This window comes from Thalassobaculum sp. (assembly GCF_040219215.1).
GTDB lineage: Bacteria > Pseudomonadota > Alphaproteobacteria > Thalassobaculales > Thalassobaculaceae > Thalassobaculum_A.
Genome location: NZ_JAVJSX010000003.1, coordinates 90,598 through 107,692, shown reverse-complemented (window position 1 = coordinate 107,692; position 17,095 = coordinate 90,598). Strand labels below are relative to the sequence as shown.

The following is a 17,095-nucleotide window of genomic DNA, read 5'->3' as shown; positions in this document are numbered from 1 at the left end:
TGTCGGGCAACCGGTCTATATTCGACACATATCGAGAGTCTCCCCCGCATCTGCGCGGACGAGCCAACCGTGACGACAGGAACAAGGCGATGATCCGGAAAACGGACTTTTACATCGATGGCGCTTGGGTGGCGCCGGTTACTGCGAACGATCTCGCGGTCATCAACCCCGCCGACGAAACGGCATTCGCGACGATTTCGCTTGGATCCAGTGCCGATGTCGACCGGGCGGTCGCGGCCGCGCGCGCTGCCTTTGCGGGTTGGAGCCAGACCAGCCGGGACGAGCGGCTGGCGAAGCTTGAAAGCTTGGCGACGATCTACGAGCGCCGATCCGACGAAATGGCCAAGGCGATCAGCCAGGAGATGGGCGCTCCCATCACGCTGGCGACCCGGGCGCAGGCCCGCGCAGGCCTCGGTCACATCAAGGCGTTCATCAATGTGCTGCGTGAGTTCGAATTCGAGCATGCGTTGCGCGACGATGCCCGGAACGAGCACATCGTCTACGAGCCGATCGGGGTGTGTGGCCTGATCACGCCGTGGAACTGGCCGATGAACCAAGTGACGCTGAAAGTGGTTCCGGCCCTGGCTGCCGGCTGCACGGTGGTCCTGAAGCCATCCGAAGTCGCGCCCCTCTCGGCGTTGCTGTTCGCCGAGATCGTGCACGAGGCCGGGTTCCCGAAGGGCGTGTTCAACCTCGTGAACGGCGACGGGCCGACGGTCGGCGAGGCGATGTCGCGCCATCCGGGGATCGACATGATGTCGTTCACCGGCTCGACCCGCGCCGGCATCGCCGTGACCAAGGCGGCGGCCGACACGGTCAAGCGCGTGACGCTGGAACTCGGCGGCAAGTCGCCGAACATCGTGTTCGCCGACGCCGACCTCCCGAAGGCGGTCGCCGCCGGTGCCGCGCACTGCTTCAACAACACCGGCCAGTCCTGCAACGCGCCGACCCGGATGCTGGTGCAGCGCTCGGTCTACGACCAGGCGGTCAAGCTGGCGACCGAGGCGGCCGAATCGACCAAGGTCGGCAACCCGGCGGAGGAGGGCGGCCATATCGGCCCGCTCGTTTCCGAGACCCAGTTCAACAAGGTCCAGGGCCTGATCGACGCGGCGATCGCCGAGGGCGCGCGCTTGGTGGCTGGCGGCCCGGGTCGGCCGGAGGGCTTCAATCGTGGCTATTTCGTGCGGCCGACCGTGTTCGCCGATGTGACCAACGACATGACCATAGCCCGCGAGGAAGTGTTCGGACCGGTGCTGTCGATGATTGCGTTCGACGACGAGGACGAAGCCGTTCAGGTCGCCAACGATACCGCCTACGGTCTGTCATCCTACGTCCAGACCGGCGATCCGGAACGGGCCAAGCGCGTGGCCAAGCAACTTCGTTCCGGCATGGTCCAGCTCAACGGCGCGGGCCGGGCCTCGGGCAGTCCGTTCGGCGGCTACAAGCAGTCCGGCAACGGCCGCGAGGGCGGTAAGTGGGGTCTTGAGGATTTTCTCGAAGTAAAGGCCGTAAGTGGCTGGCCTATCTGATAGAACTTAAAGTAACGCCGTCCGGTCACCAGGCCGGACGGCGTTCTCCTTCGAGGCCGAGGCTGGCGGCCGCCAGGTAGCAGAACTCCAGGACCACGGTCGCGGCCAGCCAGGCCGTCAGACCCTGAACATCATAGGTCGGTGTGGTGGTGTTGACGTCGAACCCGACCATGTTCAGGCCTTTCAACCCGCGGATCAGCCGCAGCCCTTCGCGAGCCGTCAGCCCGCCCCAGGCCGGAGTGAATACGCCGGGTGCGACCGACGGGTCGAACACGTCCATGTCGAAGCAGATGAACACCGGGCGATCGCCGATGACCGCGCGGAACCGTTCCAGGATGGCCGCCGGACCCTCGTCGTCCAGGGCTTCCAGCGGAATCACATGATACCCGAGCGAACGGGTGTAGTCGAACACGCCGGGTACATAGGCGGTGCCGCGCAGCCCGAAATGCAACGAGACGCTTGGGTCGACGTATCTTTTCTCGGCGGCGAACGAGAACGTGGTCGCCGGGTTCAGGTCGATGGCGTTGCCGCCTTCCGGGTAGGCGTCGGTGTGCGAGTCGAAATGCAGCACGGCGAGACCGGGATGGGCGCGGGCGAGCGCCTGCATCATCGGCACGCTGATCACCCCGTCGCCGCCCAGGCCGATCGGCATCGCCCCTGATGCGATGACGGCGGCGATCGCGGCGTCCATTCGCTCGACCGACTCCTCGATCATGCCCGACGTCACGGCTACGTCGCCGACGTCGACCAGTCCGAGAGCCCGGATCGGGTCGAAATCGTCGGCCGAGTCCGGTCGGTAGTGGCGGACCATGTCGGTCGACATCATGCGGATTGCCGCCGGTCCCAGTCGGGCACCGACCCGCTTCGGATGCCGCCCGGAGTCGAACGGCAACCCGATGATCGCTGCCTTCGCTCCGGCGGCGGCCGGATCCAGCGTCTGCGGCACGCCGAGATAGGTACCGACGGTCTTGAACAGCCCGGTGGACGCGAGGGTCATCGCCGTTACTCGATGGAATCGCGGATCAGCGGCGAGGTCGAGCAGTGGATGCCGCCGCCGCCTTCGTAGACGCGCTCGTACTCGACCGGAACGATCTCGATGCCGAGCTTGTCGAGGGTTTCCGCCGTCCGTGGGGCGGCGCCGGCCTGCATCAGCACCCGGCCGGGCTTGACCGCGATGCAGTTGACGATGCCGGACGGATCGTCGGGATGCACCTCGATGGTGCGGATGCCGAGGTCCTGCAGCTTGCCGAGGAACCAGAACGGCAACTGGGTCGGGTTGATGATCGCGGTGTCGACGTCGATCATCACCAGGGCGCCGTCGATGTGCAGGCGGTAGCCGGTCAGGTCGACGCGCAGCAATTCCACGCCCTGGGCGTTCAGGACTTCCTCGACCTGGCGGGTGCCTTCCTCGTTGACCCTTGAGGAACGGCCGATCACCGCGGTGCGTGGGTTCAGCCACACGAAGCTGCCGCCTTCCATCAGCCCGGTGCCATGGATGGTCCGCAGGATCGGCATCCCGACCTTGGCCAGTGTCTCGGTGACCGGTGCTTCCTCGCCACGACGCACGATCGGGCCCAGCCGGGTGACGATCGCACCGCCTTTCACGCCGATGCAGCTGTCGCGGGTGTAGATCGACTTGTGGCGGCCGGGCGCGCAGCGGGTCAGGTAAACGACCTCCACACCTTCCTTGCGCAGGGCGTCGGCCAGCCCGTCATGCTGCTCCTGCTGGACTTCCAGCGGGGTGATGCGGTCGCCGCGCCAGTACCAGGTCTGACCTTCGGCATCACCGTAGGAGCCGAGGTGCTCCAGCCGCTTGGAGGGATCGAGGATGTTCATCTCGTCGCCGGGCCGGTGCATCAGCACCATGCGCAACTGCCCGACATCGTTGTCGCAGCCCCATTGCCGGCCCCAGACCTCCTGCTGCTGCTCCGGCGATTCGAAGCCCGGCTCGGCATGCGACGGGAAGGTCTTGATCGTCATGTTGTAGCGGTATTCGAACTCGCTGACGGCGCCCATTGTCGGTCTCCGGTTTCTCGGTTCTTGCTCGTTCAGGCTGCAGGCGGTGTCGGCAGCACCCACTCGGTGCCGCGCACGGTCTCGACATACTCCGGCCAGGGATAATGGATCGGTGCCGGGAAGTTCTTGCCAAGCAGCGGCGGCAGCCATTTCGAGCCGCCGATACCGCCGCCGGTGCGCTCTTCGAACTCGGCGCGGCAGCGCGCCAGGGCCGCCGGGTCGGTCATCAACTCAAGCCCGGTCAGCGCGATCACCTTGCCGGCGGTCAGGAACATCGGGTCCATTGCGGCGGGCAGCCCGCCGAGCGCGCAGTGGCACCAATGCGGCACCTTGACCCCTGGAGCTGGATTGATCAGCGCGGCGCGGCCGACATAGAGACGGACCGTAGGCGCGTGCCACGTGTAGTCGGTGTAGTCGTCGGAGGTGTAGTTCTTCTGCCAGGACGGCAGCTGTTCGCGCAGTTGCCGCTCCCCCTCGCGCGGATCGACCAGCTGCTCCAGCAACGCCGCGAACGGTTCGGCCGGCGCGTCGTAGCCGAGGTTGCGGATCATCTCTCGGCCAAACTCCTTGGCTTCCTCCGGGAACTTGGGCGGACCAACGATCTCGAAGTTGCCGTAGGTGATCTCGGCCAACGCATTGTTGGCGAGGCCCGGCCGTGTCTTGGTCACCCAGTCGCTGCTGACCTCGCAGTGGGTCAGGCCGGCGACATGCTTGGCGTTGTTGTCCAGCACATGCTCGATCGCCTCGGCCATCTCAACCGAGGGGCAGCGCCAGGCGAACTGGATCTGCGAGAAGCGCGGCGGCAGGTTGTCGGCGGTGGCGAATCCACCGTTCAGGATCGCCTCGTTCAGCGTCCAGCTGCCGCGATGGGGCAGCATGTTCTCCTTGGTGTACTTCGTCGTCGTGTACATCAGGCACAACGCGTCCATAGCCGCCGGTGCGCGCGCGACCGCATGGCTGTTCTGGGCGCCGCGGCGCTCGCCGGCGCTGCCCCAGGTTTCCGGATCCGGCGAGGTGAAGGTGTAGACCTTCGACCAGTAGCAGCCGCAGTGGGTCTCCCAGATCACCGTGTTGGACAATGCGGGAAGGGAGGTCGGGTGGAAGCTGATCGCCGCGTCCAGGTCGTCGTAGTAGCCGTGGCTGGCATGGATCGGTTTGGAGCCGCACATCTTCTCCGCCGGTTCGCCGAAGAACTTGATGCGGCCGGCGATGCCGTGCTGCTCCATTGCCGCCTTCATGGCGAGCGCGCCGGTCAATCCGCCCAAGCCGAGGGCCGAGTGCGGGTCGGTGTGACCGGCGGCCCCCGGGTGCACGCCGTCACGCGGCTTGCGGTACGGCACCGGGTCCTGGCTCGAGCCGGTGACCGCGTCGTACTCGGCATAGCAGCCGATGGTTGGCCCGCCGCTGCCCTGGGACCAGGTGGCGCAGAAGGCCGTCGGCATTCCGGCCGATCCGGCCTCGACCTCGAAGCCCTCGGCGCGCAGGCGCTCGACGTACCAGGCCGCCGAGCGGTACTCGCGCCAGGACGGTTCGTGCATGTGCCAGATCGTCATGTGATCTTCGGACAAGCTCGCGGCGTTCGCCTCGACCCAATCGAGAGCGGTCCGCTTCTCCGGTGTCGGATCGGCAGCCATGGTGGTCTCCGTCGATGTGATGACCGCCGGCGGACGCCGCGGTCGGGCAAAATTCTCAGCCTTCGCCGGTGTCGACGCGGGCGGTCAGCCGGGCCTGGCGGCGCTGGCGCACCCACAACTCGGTCAGCAGCAGGGCCAGGGTGACGGCGATCAGCATGGTGGCGATCGACGCAATGGTCGGGTCGAGGTGATCCTGGATGCCGTCCCAGATCCGCTTGGGCAGCGTATAGACCTTGCGGCTGGTGATGAAGAGCGCGACCACGATTTCGTCGAACGAGATTGTGAAGGCGAACAGCGCACCGGACAGTATCCCCGGCATGATGCTGGGCATGATGACCCACCGGATGGTCTGCTGGGTCGAGGCACCGAGATTGCGGGCCGCCTGTTCGAGCCGGACGTCGAAGTTGGCGAGCGAGGCCGAGACCGTAATCACGACGTAGGGAACGGCGATCAGCGTGTGCGCCAGGATCATGCCGACGTAGGTGTCCATGATGCCGAGGTCGATCCAGAAGCGGTACATGGCCAGCGCCTGCACGATGGTCGGCACGATGATCGGGGTCAGCATGAACGTGCGCACCGCCTCCGACGCGTTGCTGGCCAGCCGCCAGCAACCGATGGCGCACAAGGTTCCAAGGATCAGGGCGAAGATCGTGGAGAACGTTGCGATGATCACGCTGTCCAGTGTCGCGGCCAGCCAGATCTCCTTTTCGAAGAACGCCCCGTAGTGCTGGAGCGACAGGCCTTCCTTGGGCAGCGACAGGTAGTACTGGTCGGTGAACGACACCGGCACCACGATCGCCATCGGCAGCACCAGGAACGCCAGGACCGTCCAGGCGAGACCGAGCGTGACGCAGCGGCCGAACACGACGCGCGGATCCTTTTTCATCGCCGCTTCTCCGACGCCGGGTTCCGCTTGCTCATCGCGCACCGAACACTTTCTTCAGGTCGACGAAGCGTGCGACCAGGGCCAACGACAGCAATACCGAGAACAGCAGGGTCGAGGACAGCATGGTCGCCTGGCCCCAGCGCAGGGTCTCCTCGAAGCTGACCTGGATGTATTCGGAGATCATCACGACCTTGCCGCCGCCGAGCAGGGCAGGGGTGATGAAGAATCCGAGCGAGAACACGAACACCAGGATGGTCGCCGCGATCAGTCCGGGCTTGCTCAGCGGCAGGTAGACATTGGTGAACGCTCCGATCGGCGAGGCGCCCAGCCCGCGGGCGGCACTGATCAGGCGAGTGTCGATGCCAGTCATGTTCGAGTAGATCGGCAGCACCGCCAGCGGCAGCATGAAGTGGACCATGCCGACGATCACACCGAACTCATTCCGGACCAAGCGCAGGGGTCCGTCGATCAGACCCAGTTCCTGCAGGCCACTGTTCACGATGCCTTCGGTGCGCAGCAGCATGACCCAGGCGAACGCGCGGATCAGTACGCTCAGCCAGAACGTCAGGAGCACGCAGAACATCATCCAGGTGCGATGGCGGTCACCGACCTGGCACATCGCGTAGGCGACGGCATAGCCGGCGAGTACCGTTATGGCCGTGGTGATCACGCAGACCCGCAGCGTGGTCATCCAGATCCGATGGATCAGCGGCCGCTCGATCAGTTCCATGTAGTTGCCGAGGCCCGGAACCGGATCGGTGACGCTGATCCACAGCACCTGGACCAGCGGATAGATGTAGAAAACGAGCATCAGCAGGACCGCAGGCGCGATCAGCCACCAATAGATCCGGCGCAGTGATGCGTGCATGTCGGACTGCCGATGCTCGTTCGTTGCTTACGGGCCGCGCGTCAGGACGACAGGGCGTCGAGCCACTTCTCGCGCGACAGCTCGTCGTTGGTCAGGTTGCGCACGCCGCTGTCCTCTTCGTACCAGGGGCCGTTCTGCAGGACCTGGAGCGCAAGGTTCTCGGGCTGGCCCGGATCGATGTACTTCTTGTCGGCCGGCACCTTGGCGGCTGCTGCCGGATTGGCCGGGCCGTTGCCCATGGCATCGAACAGCACGAGCTGCTGCTCGGGGTCCTGCGCCGAGGCGATGAACTTCATCGCGGTCTCGGTGCCGGCCGGGTTGGCGAGCGGTACGTTCCACATGCCGGCGGTGACGATGCCGTCCTGCCAGGTCCAGGTGACGTCACCCTTGGTCTCCTGGTTCAGCAGGTTGGCACGGGTGTGCCAGATGTTGCCCATTACGACTTCGCCGGTTCGGAACAGTTCCTGGCTCTGTGAGCCGGAGCCCCAGGCGATCACGTTCGCCTTGATCTCCTTGAGCTTGCCGACCGCTAGGTCGATGTCGATCGGATAGACCGACTTGGGGCTCTTGCCCGCCGCCATCATGCAGGCTTCCAGCATGCCATTGGGCTGTTTGCGCAGGGTCCGGTTGCCGGGGAACTTGGCCAGGTCCCAGAAGTCTTTCCAGCCGGTCGGTGCCGAGGGGACCTTGGTCTTGTTGTAGGCCAGGATGAAGCTGAACATGTAGTTCGCGCAGCCGTACTCGTACGCGAAGATGTCCTGCATCTTGGCCTTGTCGACGATCGAATAGTCGATCTTCTGCAGCACGCCCTGCTTCTGCAGCACCAGGGTGGTCCCGGTGCCGGTGTCGCAGACATCCCAGGTCACCGCCTTGGCGTCGACCATCGCCTTGATCTTGGAACCGAGCGGACCGGTGCCGTCGATCACTACCTTCACGCCGGCCGATTTCTCGAACGGGTCGCCGAAGGCCTTGGCGTAGGCTTCGACCGCCGGGCCGCCCCAGTTCACGACCACCAACTCCTTCGCGGCGGCGCCCGCGGTCTTGCCTCCGAGAGCGACACCGGCCGGCAGGGCGCCAAGCAGTGTCATCGCGGTCAGGAAGGTACGCCGGTCGATCTGGCCCTTGGCGAGGCGCTCGGATGCGATCTCGACGCAGTCGCGCGCAAAGTCGCTGTTCCCGGCATCCTCGATTTCCGGGTAGAGGTCCTTCTCGTAGAGCGTCTTGGTCCGGCTCATCGCATCCTCCTGTGTCGTGCCGCGCCCCATCCGCGGCGAAGGGTCGGGGACGGCCCGCGGGCCGTTATCCTTGGCAGGTCAGCGGTCGCGCACCACGACCGAGGCGTCCGGTTGCCAGCCCAGCCAGATGGCGTTGCCGATCGAAGGTTCGATCGAGCAGGTCCAGGCGGGACTTGTGACGATCAGGTCCCCCAGATCCCGGGTCGCCACCTGAAAGTGATAGGTCGAGCCATAGTAGTTGAAGGCGGAGATCGTTCCGGGTACGGCGTTGACGGTATCGGGGCGCTCGGCGGTGATGACCATTTTCTCGGGGCGCAGCGATACCAGGACACCGCCGTCGGCCTTGCGATGATCGGGGCCCCCGGCCTGGATCAGGATCTGGTCGCCGATCGTGTAGCCAAACTGGCTGGTCTCGGCTCCGGATACGGTGCCTTCCAGGAAGTTCGACTTGCCGAGAAAGTCAGCGACGAACCGGGTTGCCGGCTTCTCGTACAGATCCCCCGGGCCACCCTGCTGCTCGATTTTGCCGTCGCGCAGGATGACGATCTCGTCGGACATCGAGAGCGCTTCTTCCTGGTCGTGGGTGACGTAGATGAACGTGGTGCCAAGCCGGTGGTGGAGCGACTTCAACTCCCACTGCAGGTCGGCGCGCAGCTTCTTGTCGAGCGCCGAAAGCGGCTCGTCGAGCAGCAGCAGCGCCGGCTCGAACACCAGCGCCCGTGCGAGCGCGACGCGCTGCTGCTGGCCACCCGACAGTTGAGATGGGTAGCGCTCGGCGAGATGACCGAGTTGCACAAGGTCGAGAGCGTTGCGGACCCTATCGCCGGCGTTCGCCTTGGACACTCCGCGAACCTTGAGCGGGAACCAGATGTTGTCCGCCACCGTCATGTGCGGGAACAGCGCGTAACCCTGGAACACCATCCCGAAATTGCGCTTGTCGGGTGGAAGAGCGGTGATGTCGGCATCGTCCAGCAGAATCCGTCCGGCGCTGGGTTCCACAAACCCGGCGATCGACATCAGGATCGTTGTCTTGCCAGAACCTGAAGGTCCAAGAAGAGTCAGGAAAGACCCGCTTGGTATATCCAGGTCGACATTATCAACCGCGGCTAGAGAACCATAGTATTTGGATAGCCCACGCAGTGTAAGTGCGTGTGAACGACTCGCCATACCGCTTCGCCATGCTGTTCTGTGGTCCACGCTACACACGCGGATATTCGACTGGGTGGATGCTGCACCCCTGTACAGAGGGCTGCAAGATCAAATTTTCGTCAGAACGTGCTCAGGTAGTCATCACAGAGTTTTTTCAGCTTCGGTGCGCCGAAACTCTCGCGATGACCGCCGTGCACGACCGTCGCGGGGACCGATCTCAGGCGCTCCATGGTTACGCGATAAGCACCGCGGTCGCTGTCCGGGAGTGTGTCGATCAGCAGACCGTCGTAAATGGCGTCGCCGCCGATCAAGGTTCCCGAAGCGGATTCCCACAAACTGATCGATCCTGGCGAATGCCCCGGCGTGTGCATGACCGTGAAGTGTCGGTCACCGAGGTCCACCACATCGCCCTCGTCTACCAGGCGGGTCGGCACGACGCCGGGCACGCGCCAACTGCGGTAGTCGAACCCGTCGTGCGGCAGCGCGGCGATCAGCAGGCCGGTGGTGTCGAAGCCGGCGGCCTGGAGGCGCCGGCGCTTGTCTTCGGGATACTCCTCGAAGCTCAACCGCCAGTCATCCGGAGGATTGCGCAGCGTCTCGGCTTCGGCGGCGTGCATCAACAGGTCGTCTGCGAACTCGTGCGATGACCCGACATGGTCGACATGGCTGTGCGTGACCAGATGGGTGATCGGCTTGTCGACGAACGGGCGCAGGAAGTCGCGCAGGCTGACGATCCCCATGCCGGAATCGACGACCAGGTCGCGGTCGCGGCCCTTCACCAGGAAGATGTTGGCGCGCAACAATCGGGACACATGCGGTTCCCAGATCCTCATGATTCCGTTGGCGTGCCACTCGATCGCGAACCAGCAATGGGCGGGCGGCAGGGTGCCGGACGGGTGCCGGCCGCCATCGGGTACGCCGGAAGTGTCGGTCATGGATGGGCTCCTGCTGGTGAGGCGATGCGAGTGCGGATCAGGCCCGTCCGGCGAACCGGTCGAGGCCGCGCGCATAGGCCGGCTGGGTCTGGTCCGGGTTGCGGTTGACCAGTGGGCGCGCGAACAGCGGGTGGGTCAGGCTGCGCACCTCGTGCTCCACCGTGAACAGCGTCTCACCGGTCTGCAGGTCGACGATGTCCTGGAAGCGCCATTCGTATTGTCCGGTTTCCACAGACACCAGATTGCGGTCCAGCAGCTTGCGGTATGGTGACGAGAAGTCGGCGATGTAGATCGCCACGTGATGGCCGTCGTACTCGGGCAGGTCGTTGGCGCCCTCTCTGAACCGCAGGGTCTGATGAACTCCGGTGTGCACATGCGCACAGGCCACTCCGTCGACCTCGTCGACCCGCGACGGGGCGCCCAGGATGGCTTCGTAGAACGCGGCGATGCGATCGGCGGTACCGGCCGGCACGTCGAACTCGACATAGGGCATGCCGAGATCGATGGCCCCGTGGGCCGGATCGGGTGCGTGGCAGCGGAAGCGGTTGCCCCACGGGCAGGTGACCTCCAGCGCCCCGTCGTGGCGCTTGAAGCCGAACGCGGTGCCGGAGAGGTCGGTCCGTACACTCGCCAGAGACCGTTCGGCCCGGTCGAGATCCGGCAGAATCAGGCCGATCGTCCCGCACATCCGCTGAGCGACCGGCTGGCGCGACGGCAGATGCATCTGGCTGCGGCCGATGTTCACCCACATGTTGGTGACGCCGACCATCAGGTACGGATCGCGGGTCAGGCCGAGGCCGACCACATAGAACAGGGTGGCGAGCCGCTGATCGGGGATCAGCAGATTTACATGCTCCAGGTGCACGATGTTGCCGACATCCTCGCGGGCACGGTCGAATGGGGCGTTCATGAAGGCCTCCCGCCATTGATCAGCCGAAGCTTACGGCACCGGAACGCGCGATGCATCGCTTGGCGATGCGCAGGCTATCGACGCTGTGCGGAAAGGATCGCCAGCACGAAGCTTGCCGCCCCGACCCCGACCAGCACCAGCACTGCCAGCCGGACCAGATCGTAGCCGCCGATCGTCCAGATCGCCGCTGCGAGGGTTGGAGAGATCGCGGTCGCTCCCATGAACGGCAGGGCGAGCGCGCCGGAGATCGCCCCGAAGCCGGTTCGGCCCAGCAGGTTCGCGGTTACTACCGGCCGGGTGATGCTGGTCACGCCGTAACCCGAGCCCTGCAGCACCACGAAGGCGACCAGCAGCAACGGGGCTGCGCCGGCGCCGATCAGCGCGGTCGCCGCTGCCAGCATGAAGACGAACGACACGGCGCAGACCGTGTTCATCGAGACGTGGCGTTCCATCGCCATCATCGCGATGCGCCCGGCAACCTGCATCGGCCCGATGCCGGAAGCGACCAGCACGGCGACCGAGGTCGAGACGCCGCGTTCGTCCAGCATCGGCAGCAGGTGGGTGATCAGGATGCCGTGAGTCAGCGCAATCATCGAGAATGCGACCGCCAACAACCAGAAGGTGGGCCCGCGCATGGCAGCCCGCAGGCCTTCGCCGTTGCTGTTGCCGGACAAGCCGCTGACTGCCGGCTCGTTTCCGGCGACCGGACGGGTGCCGTAGCGGAACAGCGGCAGCGCAACCAGCAGGATGGCCAACGCGAACGCGGTGGTCGCGGATCGCCAGCCATACAACTCGGCCAGCAGGTTGGCAGTGGGGAACGATACGGTACCGGCCAGCCCGGCGATCAGGGTGATCCGCGTGATCGCCCGGCGCGCGTCGGTCCCGCGGGTTCGGGTCAGGAACGCAAAGCATGGTTCGTACAGCGCACAGGCCATGCAGGCGCCCAGGGCGATCCAGACCGCGTAGAACTGCCAGGGCACCTGAACAAGGCCGACGAGACCGATCAGCACGCCGGCGCAGGCGGCTCCACCGGTCAGGAGCAACCGGCCATAGCCTGCGTCGATCAGTCGGCCGGCGATCGGCGCGCACAGGGCCGAGGTGACCAGCGAGGCGGTGAAAGCGCCCGACAGCGTGGTTTTCGACCAACCCAGGTCGGCCTCCCAATGCGCCAGCAGGGCGGGAAATATGTAGAACACGCCAGCCCAGATGATGGTCTCGGCGAAGGCGAGCGCCATCACGGTGCGGGCAGGCGAGGCAAGCGATGGAATTGCGAGCAACGAACCGGACTCCGGCAAGGCGGGATGGGCATCCTTTCACGACCCCGGTACCCACGTCCATTCGAGGATTAACCGCGTGTCGACGTATATATCGATATTCTTGGGAATATGGTTGATTGGCTGGCGGAACCATCCTATATTGGCGGCATGGACACCAAAACCACCGCCGCACGACTGGAAGCGCTGGGCAACGAGACCCGGTTGGACGTATTCCGGATTTTGGTCCGGGCCGGCCGCGAAGGGTTGCCGGTGGGGGAGCTTCAACGACGGACGGGTACCGCGCGTTCGACCCTGTCGCACCATCTTCACAAGCTGATCGCGGTCGGGTTGGTCTATCAGCAACGCGACGGGACCACGTTGCACTGTCGCGCGCACTACCCGGCCATGGAAGAAACCCTCGGGTTCCTCACGCGGGAATGCTGTGCCGACGAAGACGCGGTTCGTTGCGATGCGGAGAGCGATGCAGCCTGAGTTTTTTTGATCTCATATGTCGAATGTTCTGGGAATAGCGGAGAAGGAAGATGACCGAAATCGCACTGGCCACGCGGCGACTAGCCGGACGGATCGACCCGGTCCTGCTGGCCGTCGCGGTCGTGCTCGCCATGTTGGCATTGCTGGCACCGACCCAAGCGTTGGAAAGCATACGCTTCACTGGGGATGCGCTGATCGGCGTGCTGCCGTTTCTGGTGCTGTCGATCGGTGTTGCCGCCTACGCCAAGGCAAGCGGGGCTGACGGGCTCATCGCCCGTGCGTTCACCGGCAACCTGCCGACCATGGTGGTGCTGGCGGCGTTGATGGGGGCGCTGTCGCCGTTCTGTTCGTGCGGGGTGATTCCGCTGATCGCGGCTTTGCTGGCGATGGGCGTGCCGCTGGCTCCGGTCATGGCGTTCTGGCTGGCGTCGCCGCTGATGGACCCGTCGATGTTCCTGTTGACCGCGGGAACGCTCGGCACCGGCTTCGCGGTGTTCAAGACGATCTCGGCGATCTCCATCGGCCTGCTCGGCGGCATTGGCACCCTGTTGTTGGGGCGTGCCGGGCTGTTCGCCGATCCTCTGCGCGACAGCGTCGGCAACGGCGGCTGTGGCGGCGCGACGGTCCGCAGCCCCAAGCAGGTGACCTGGCGGTTCTGGGACGAACCGGCCCGGCGCGAGAAATTCGCCAGGAACGCGTTCGACAACACGCTGTTCCTCGGCAAATGGCTGGCGGTCGCGTTCTTCCTTGAGAGCCTGATGCTGGCCTATGTTCCGGGCGAGTTGGTGAGCTCGGCGATCGGCGGCAGCGGCTGGTTGACGGTGCTTGGTGCGACCGCGGTCGGTGTGCCGGCTTATCTCAACGGCTATGCCGCCCTGCCGCTGGTCGGCGGGCTGATCGAGCAGGGCATGGCGCCGGGTGCGGGCATGGCGTTCCTGCTGGCCGGCGGCGTCAGTTCGATCCCGGCGGCGATTGCGGTATGGGCGCTGGCCCGGCCGCCGGTGTTCGCGGCCTACCTGGGCTTTGCATTCTGCGGAGCGTTCGCCATGGGCCTGATCTACGGCGTGGTCATCTGATCCGAGACCGGTGCCCGTTCCTTTGCGGGCGGGCACCGGCCGGCAGCTCTCCGGAGTTGCGCTCCATTCAAGCACGGCCGAAACTCCCGGGGCGCGCAGCAGCATCCTCTGCGGGAGTATCCCATGACACTCAGCTTCTCCGTCGGTGACATCCGGATCGATCGGATCCTTGAACAGAACCTGCCGGGTTTCGATCCGTTCGAGTTCCTGCCGACCTTGACCAAGGATCTGCTGGAGGAGAACCGCCACTGGCTGGAGCCGAGGAGCCTGGACCCCGCGACCGGGCTGTTCATCTTCCCGATGCAGTCCTATCTGGTGCGCGACGGGCGCCATACCATTCTGATCGACAGCTGCGTCGGCAATCACAAGGAACGCCCGACCCGGCCGAACTGGCATCTCAAGGACGACACCCACTACATGGATGGGCTGGCACGCGCCGGCGTCGGGGTCGAGGACATCGACTACGTGATGTGCACCCACCTGCACCCGGACCACGTCGGCTGGAATACCAGGCTGGAGAACGGCCGGTGGGTCCCGACCTTCCCGAACGCCCGTTACGTATTCTCCGGCAAGGAACTGGAGCACTGGCAGGTCCAGCACGCCAAGGCCGAGATCGCCTACATGACCGACAGCGTGCTGCCGGTGGTTGAGGCCGGACAGGTGGTCCAGGTCACCAGCGACCACGCCTTCGCCGACGGTATCCAGCTGCTGCCGACCCCCGGTCACACCCCGGACCATTTCGCGGTGCATTTGTCGTCGAACGGGCACGACGCGGTGATGTCCGGCGACCTGATCCACACTCTGCTGCAGTGCCGCCACCCGCACCTGGTGGCCAGGCCGGATTTCGACAAGGAGCAGGCGGTCGCGACCCGCCGTGCCTTCATGGACCGGTATTGCGAGACCGATACGCTGATCTGCTCGGCGCATTTCCCGACGCCATCCATCGGGCATTTCGTCCGGCGCGGTGACGCGTTCGACTTCAAGTTCCGCGAGAGAGACTGAACCTGCACCGAAGTGCTGGTGGACAACGGTTACGCTTTGGCGTGGCTCTTACCGGCCTTCTCGGCCTTGCGAAGGGTGCCGTCGTCGTTCTCAAGGGCGTCCTTGGCCTTCTCGGCCAACTTGTCGACGTCGTGCGTCTTCACGAACTCGCGGGTCGCCTTGTTGTAGCGACGGGTGCCCTCGTAGCTGCCTTCGCCTTTCGGTTCACCGGCACTCATCGATGCCTCCTTGACGTTGGTGGACAGGAACCGGCGGGGCCATGACAGCCGCCGCCAGTCTCGCAAACGCAACGAAGGAGTGCTGGTGGTGGTTCCCCGCTTATCCGGCGCGTTGGCCGCGCACCAACCGGCCGGGCAGGGCGCCGGTCGCCTCGCCGTTGCGGTAGGTCACGACGCCCGACGCGATGGTGGCGTCGTAGCCGTGGGCCTTCTGCAGCAGCCGCCGACCGCCGGCCGGCAGGTCAAAGGTGACGTAGGGCTGGCCGAAGCTGACCCGATCGTAGTCGATGACGTTCAGGTCGGCCTTCTTGCCTAGGGCGATCACGCCGCGATCGTTCAGGCCGGCTGCGCCCGCCGGATCAGAGGTGAGGCGGCGGACGATCTCCGATACCTCGAAACGCCCGCGCTCGCGGCCCCAGTAGCTGAACATCCAGGTCGGGAAGCCGGCGTCGAGGATGAAGCCGACGTGGGCGCCGCCATCACCAAGCCCCATGATGGTGTTGCGGTCGGCCAGCATGGTTTCCGGCGTGGTCATGTCGTAGCTGGCGTAGTTGACCAGTGGCGAGTAGATGAACCCGCGCCCTTCGTCCTCGAGCAGCATGTCATAGGCGACTTCCGGCGCTGTTCGACCCTCGCGCTCGGCGATCGCGACGATCGAGTCCTCGCGCTTCGGCTCGTAGCAGGGCGGGTTGCCGAACCGGAACATGTGAGCGTAGCCGATGCGGTGGATCAGCGGGAAGGTGCTGCCGGCGACCGGGTCCTCCGACAGCAACTGCCGCCGGAACTCCGGGTCACGCATGATCGCCACCCGCTCGGCCAGCGGCTTGCCGGCGATGCTCTTGTACGACGGCGTGCCTGAGAATGGGTTCTGGCTGCCTTCCAGCCCAAGCAGGATACCGATCGGGCGGGGCGCCACGACGGGACGGATCGAGACACCATCGCGGATGGCGTTGTCGGCGAGGCCCAGCAGTTCCTTCCAGGTCGTGGTGCGGTCATGGCGTTGGGTCAACGAGAACACTGCCGTGCGGCCGCTCGCCTCGATGACCCGTCGCAGCAGGCCGAACTCGGTTGCCGCATCCGGCGCATTCCAGTCGGATACGATTTCCAGGAACCCGGCACCGGCATCGGCCATGCCGAGCGCAATCCCGGTCAACTCGTCTTCGTGGGCTCGCAGGGTCGGCGTGTAGTCACCCTTCAGGCTCTTGTGGCTGATGGTCCGCGAGGTCGAGAAGCCGAAGGCGCCCTGCCGCACCGCATCGGCGGTGATGGCACGCATCTGGGCAATGTCCTCGGCGGTCGCCGCCTCGTGGCGGATCGCCCGTTCGCCCATGACAAACACCCGGACGGCCGCGTGCGGCAGCAGGGCGCCGATATCGATGTCGCGCGGGTTGCTTTCCAGCGCCGTCAGGTACTCGCCGAAGCTTTCCCACTGCCAGTTCAGGCCTTCATGCATGACCGGGGCGGGGATGTCCTCGACCCCCTCCATCAACTCGACCAGCTTCTCGCGGTCACCAGGCTTGCAGGGCGCGAAGCCGACGCCGCAGTTGCCCATCACGGCGGTCGTCACGCCATGCCAGGCCGAGGGGGCGAGATGGGAGTCCCAGACGGCCTGTCCGTCATAGTGGGTGTGGATGTCGACGAAGCCGGGCGTGACGAGCTTGCCGCGCGCATCGATCTCCTCGCGACCGCGCGCTGACACCTTGCCGATCTCGACGATCCGATCGCCGGCCAGGGCCACGTCGGCCTCGTACGGTGCGGCACCCGTGCCGTCCACGACGGTGCCGTTGCGGACGACGAGGCTGATGTCCTCGGCCATGATCGACTCCTCCACCCTTGGTTCGTTGCTTAGGCAAACATTATGCTTCGCCACGACCGGCGTCAAAGACCGG

General features: G+C 65.4%; 16 protein-coding genes. 4 read left to right on the top strand and 12 right to left on the bottom strand.

All coding sequences use genetic code 11. The features are described from left to right. Positions 1-89 precede the first annotated feature (89 nt). Positions 90-1,529 (top strand): aldehyde dehydrogenase family protein, encoded by a 1,440-nt coding sequence (locus RIC54_RS01995; protein ID WP_350150458.1) that lies wholly within the window; start codon positions 90-92, stop codon positions 1,527-1,529. A gap of 25 nt (positions 1,530-1,554) precedes the next feature. Here RIC54_RS01995 and RIC54_RS01990 read toward each other — a convergent pair whose 3' ends face one another. From RIC54_RS01990 to RIC54_RS01945, 10 genes are all read right to left on the bottom strand, one after another. Beyond that, the gene (locus tag RIC54_RS01990) at positions 1,555-2,526 is read right to left on the bottom strand and encodes an arginase family protein (RefSeq protein WP_350095420.1); all 972 of its coding nucleotides are present in this window, start codon (positions 2,524-2,526) and stop codon (positions 1,555-1,557) included. A 5-nt stretch (positions 2,527-2,531) separates the two neighbouring features. Then, positions 2,532-3,545, bottom strand: coding sequence for a dimethylarginine dimethylaminohydrolase family protein (locus RIC54_RS01985; protein ID WP_350095417.1), 1,014 nt, complete (start codon positions 3,543-3,545; stop codon positions 2,532-2,534). Positions 3,546-3,577: 32 nt separating this feature from the next. Next, complete coding sequence (locus tag RIC54_RS01980; protein WP_350095413.1) at positions 3,578-5,179, bottom strand: M20 family metallopeptidase; 1,602 nt, start codon at positions 5,177-5,179, stop codon at positions 3,578-3,580. A 55-nt stretch (positions 5,180-5,234) separates the two neighbouring features. Beyond that, a complete protein-coding gene (locus RIC54_RS01975) occupies positions 5,235-6,065 on the bottom strand; it encodes an ABC transporter permease (RefSeq protein ID WP_350095410.1) in 831 nt (276 codons plus the stop codon). A 31-nt stretch (positions 6,066-6,096) separates the two neighbouring features. Further along, positions 6,097-6,933: an ABC transporter permease gene (locus RIC54_RS01970; protein ID WP_350095407.1), complete on the bottom strand. Its 837-nt coding sequence runs from the start codon at positions 6,931-6,933 to the stop codon at positions 6,097-6,099. A gap of 41 nt (positions 6,934-6,974) precedes the next feature. Beyond that, positions 6,975-8,168, bottom strand: a complete 1,194-nt coding sequence (locus RIC54_RS01965) for an ABC transporter substrate-binding protein (RefSeq protein ID WP_350095403.1) — start codon at positions 8,166-8,168, stop codon at positions 6,975-6,977. Positions 8,169-8,246: 78 nt separating this feature from the next. Next, positions 8,247-9,335: an ABC transporter ATP-binding protein gene (locus tag RIC54_RS01960; RefSeq protein ID WP_350095400.1), complete on the bottom strand. Its 1,089-nt coding sequence runs from the start codon at positions 9,333-9,335 to the stop codon at positions 8,247-8,249. A gap of 101 nt (positions 9,336-9,436) precedes the next feature. Further along, a complete protein-coding gene (locus RIC54_RS01955; RefSeq protein ID WP_350095397.1) occupies positions 9,437-10,252 on the bottom strand; it encodes an MBL fold metallo-hydrolase in 816 nt (271 codons plus the stop codon). Positions 10,253-10,289: 37 nt separating this feature from the next. Continuing rightward, the gene (locus RIC54_RS01950) at positions 10,290-11,162 is read right to left on the bottom strand and encodes a hypothetical protein (protein WP_350095394.1); all 873 of its coding nucleotides are present in this window, start codon (positions 11,160-11,162) and stop codon (positions 10,290-10,292) included. A gap of 74 nt (positions 11,163-11,236) precedes the next feature. Continuing rightward, positions 11,237-12,439 carry an MFS transporter gene (locus RIC54_RS01945; RefSeq protein WP_350095391.1) on the bottom strand — a complete coding sequence of 401 codons (1,203 nt, stop codon included), beginning with the start codon at positions 12,437-12,439 and terminating at the stop codon, positions 11,237-11,239. Positions 12,440-12,586: 147 nt separating this feature from the next. On the opposite strand from RIC54_RS01945, the gene RIC54_RS01940 reads away from it, so the two are divergent. The 3 genes from RIC54_RS01940 to RIC54_RS01930 all read left to right on the top strand — a co-directional run bounded on the left by RIC54_RS01940 (position 12,587) and on the right by RIC54_RS01930 (position 14,988). Continuing rightward, positions 12,587-12,910, top strand: coding sequence for an ArsR/SmtB family transcription factor (locus tag RIC54_RS01940; protein ID WP_350095388.1), 324 nt, complete (start codon positions 12,587-12,589; stop codon positions 12,908-12,910). A gap of 50 nt (positions 12,911-12,960) precedes the next feature. Continuing rightward, on the top strand, positions 12,961-13,986 hold the full coding sequence (locus tag RIC54_RS01935) for a permease (RefSeq protein ID WP_350150455.1): 1,026 nt from the start codon (positions 12,961-12,963) through the stop codon (positions 13,984-13,986). 123 nt (positions 13,987-14,109) lie between these two features. Continuing rightward, the gene (locus RIC54_RS01930; protein WP_350095382.1) at positions 14,110-14,988 is read left to right on the top strand and encodes an MBL fold metallo-hydrolase; all 879 of its coding nucleotides are present in this window, start codon (positions 14,110-14,112) and stop codon (positions 14,986-14,988) included. A gap of 29 nt (positions 14,989-15,017) precedes the next feature. Here RIC54_RS01930 and RIC54_RS01925 read toward each other — a convergent pair whose 3' ends face one another. Both RIC54_RS01925 and RIC54_RS01920 read right to left on the bottom strand, forming a co-directional pair. Beyond that, entirely contained in the window at positions 15,018-15,206 is a 189-nt protein-coding gene (locus tag RIC54_RS01925; protein ID WP_350095379.1) for a hypothetical protein, read from the bottom strand. Between the two features lie 100 nt (positions 15,207-15,306). After that, positions 15,307-17,022: an N-acyl-D-amino-acid deacylase family protein gene (locus RIC54_RS01920; RefSeq protein ID WP_350095376.1), complete on the bottom strand. Its 1,716-nt coding sequence runs from the start codon at positions 17,020-17,022 to the stop codon at positions 15,307-15,309. Positions 17,023-17,095 lie beyond the last annotated feature (73 nt).

Bases quoted from the DNA above. Each gene is read 5' to 3' on its own strand.
- RIC54_RS01995 (WP_350150458.1), top strand. From the start codon at position 90: ATGATCCGGAAAACGGACTTTTACATCGATGGCGCTTGGGTGGCGCCG.
- RIC54_RS01990 (WP_350095420.1), bottom strand. From the start codon at position 2,526: ATGACCCTCGCGTCCACCGGGCTGTTCAAGACCGTCGGTACCTATCTC.
- RIC54_RS01985 (WP_350095417.1), bottom strand. From the start codon at position 3,545: ATGGGCGCCGTCAGCGAGTTCGAATACCGCTACAACATGACGATCAAG.
- RIC54_RS01980 (WP_350095413.1), bottom strand. From the start codon at position 5,179: ATGGCTGCCGATCCGACACCGGAGAAGCGGACCGCTCTCGATTGGGTC.
- RIC54_RS01975 (WP_350095410.1), bottom strand. From the start codon at position 6,065: ATGAAAAAGGATCCGCGCGTCGTGTTCGGCCGCTGCGTCACGCTCGGT.
- RIC54_RS01970 (WP_350095407.1), bottom strand. From the start codon at position 6,933: ATGCACGCATCACTGCGCCGGATCTATTGGTGGCTGATCGCGCCTGCG.
- RIC54_RS01965 (WP_350095403.1), bottom strand. From the start codon at position 8,168: ATGAGCCGGACCAAGACGCTCTACGAGAAGGACCTCTACCCGGAAATC.
- RIC54_RS01960 (WP_350095400.1), bottom strand. From the start codon at position 9,335: ATGGCGAGTCGTTCACACGCACTTACACTGCGTGGGCTATCCAAATAC.
- RIC54_RS01955 (WP_350095397.1), bottom strand. From the start codon at position 10,252: ATGACCGACACTTCCGGCGTACCCGATGGCGGCCGGCACCCGTCCGGC.
- RIC54_RS01950 (WP_350095394.1), bottom strand. From the start codon at position 11,162: ATGAACGCCCCATTCGACCGTGCCCGCGAGGATGTCGGCAACATCGTG.
- RIC54_RS01940 (WP_350095388.1), top strand. From the start codon at position 12,587: ATGGACACCAAAACCACCGCCGCACGACTGGAAGCGCTGGGCAACGAG.
- RIC54_RS01935 (WP_350150455.1), top strand. From the start codon at position 12,961: ATGACCGAAATCGCACTGGCCACGCGGCGACTAGCCGGACGGATCGAC.
- RIC54_RS01930 (WP_350095382.1), top strand. From the start codon at position 14,110: ATGACACTCAGCTTCTCCGTCGGTGACATCCGGATCGATCGGATCCTT.
- RIC54_RS01925 (WP_350095379.1), bottom strand. From the start codon at position 15,206: ATGAGTGCCGGTGAACCGAAAGGCGAAGGCAGCTACGAGGGCACCCGT.
- RIC54_RS01920 (WP_350095376.1), bottom strand. From the start codon at position 17,022: ATGGCCGAGGACATCAGCCTCGTCGTCCGCAACGGCACCGTCGTGGAC.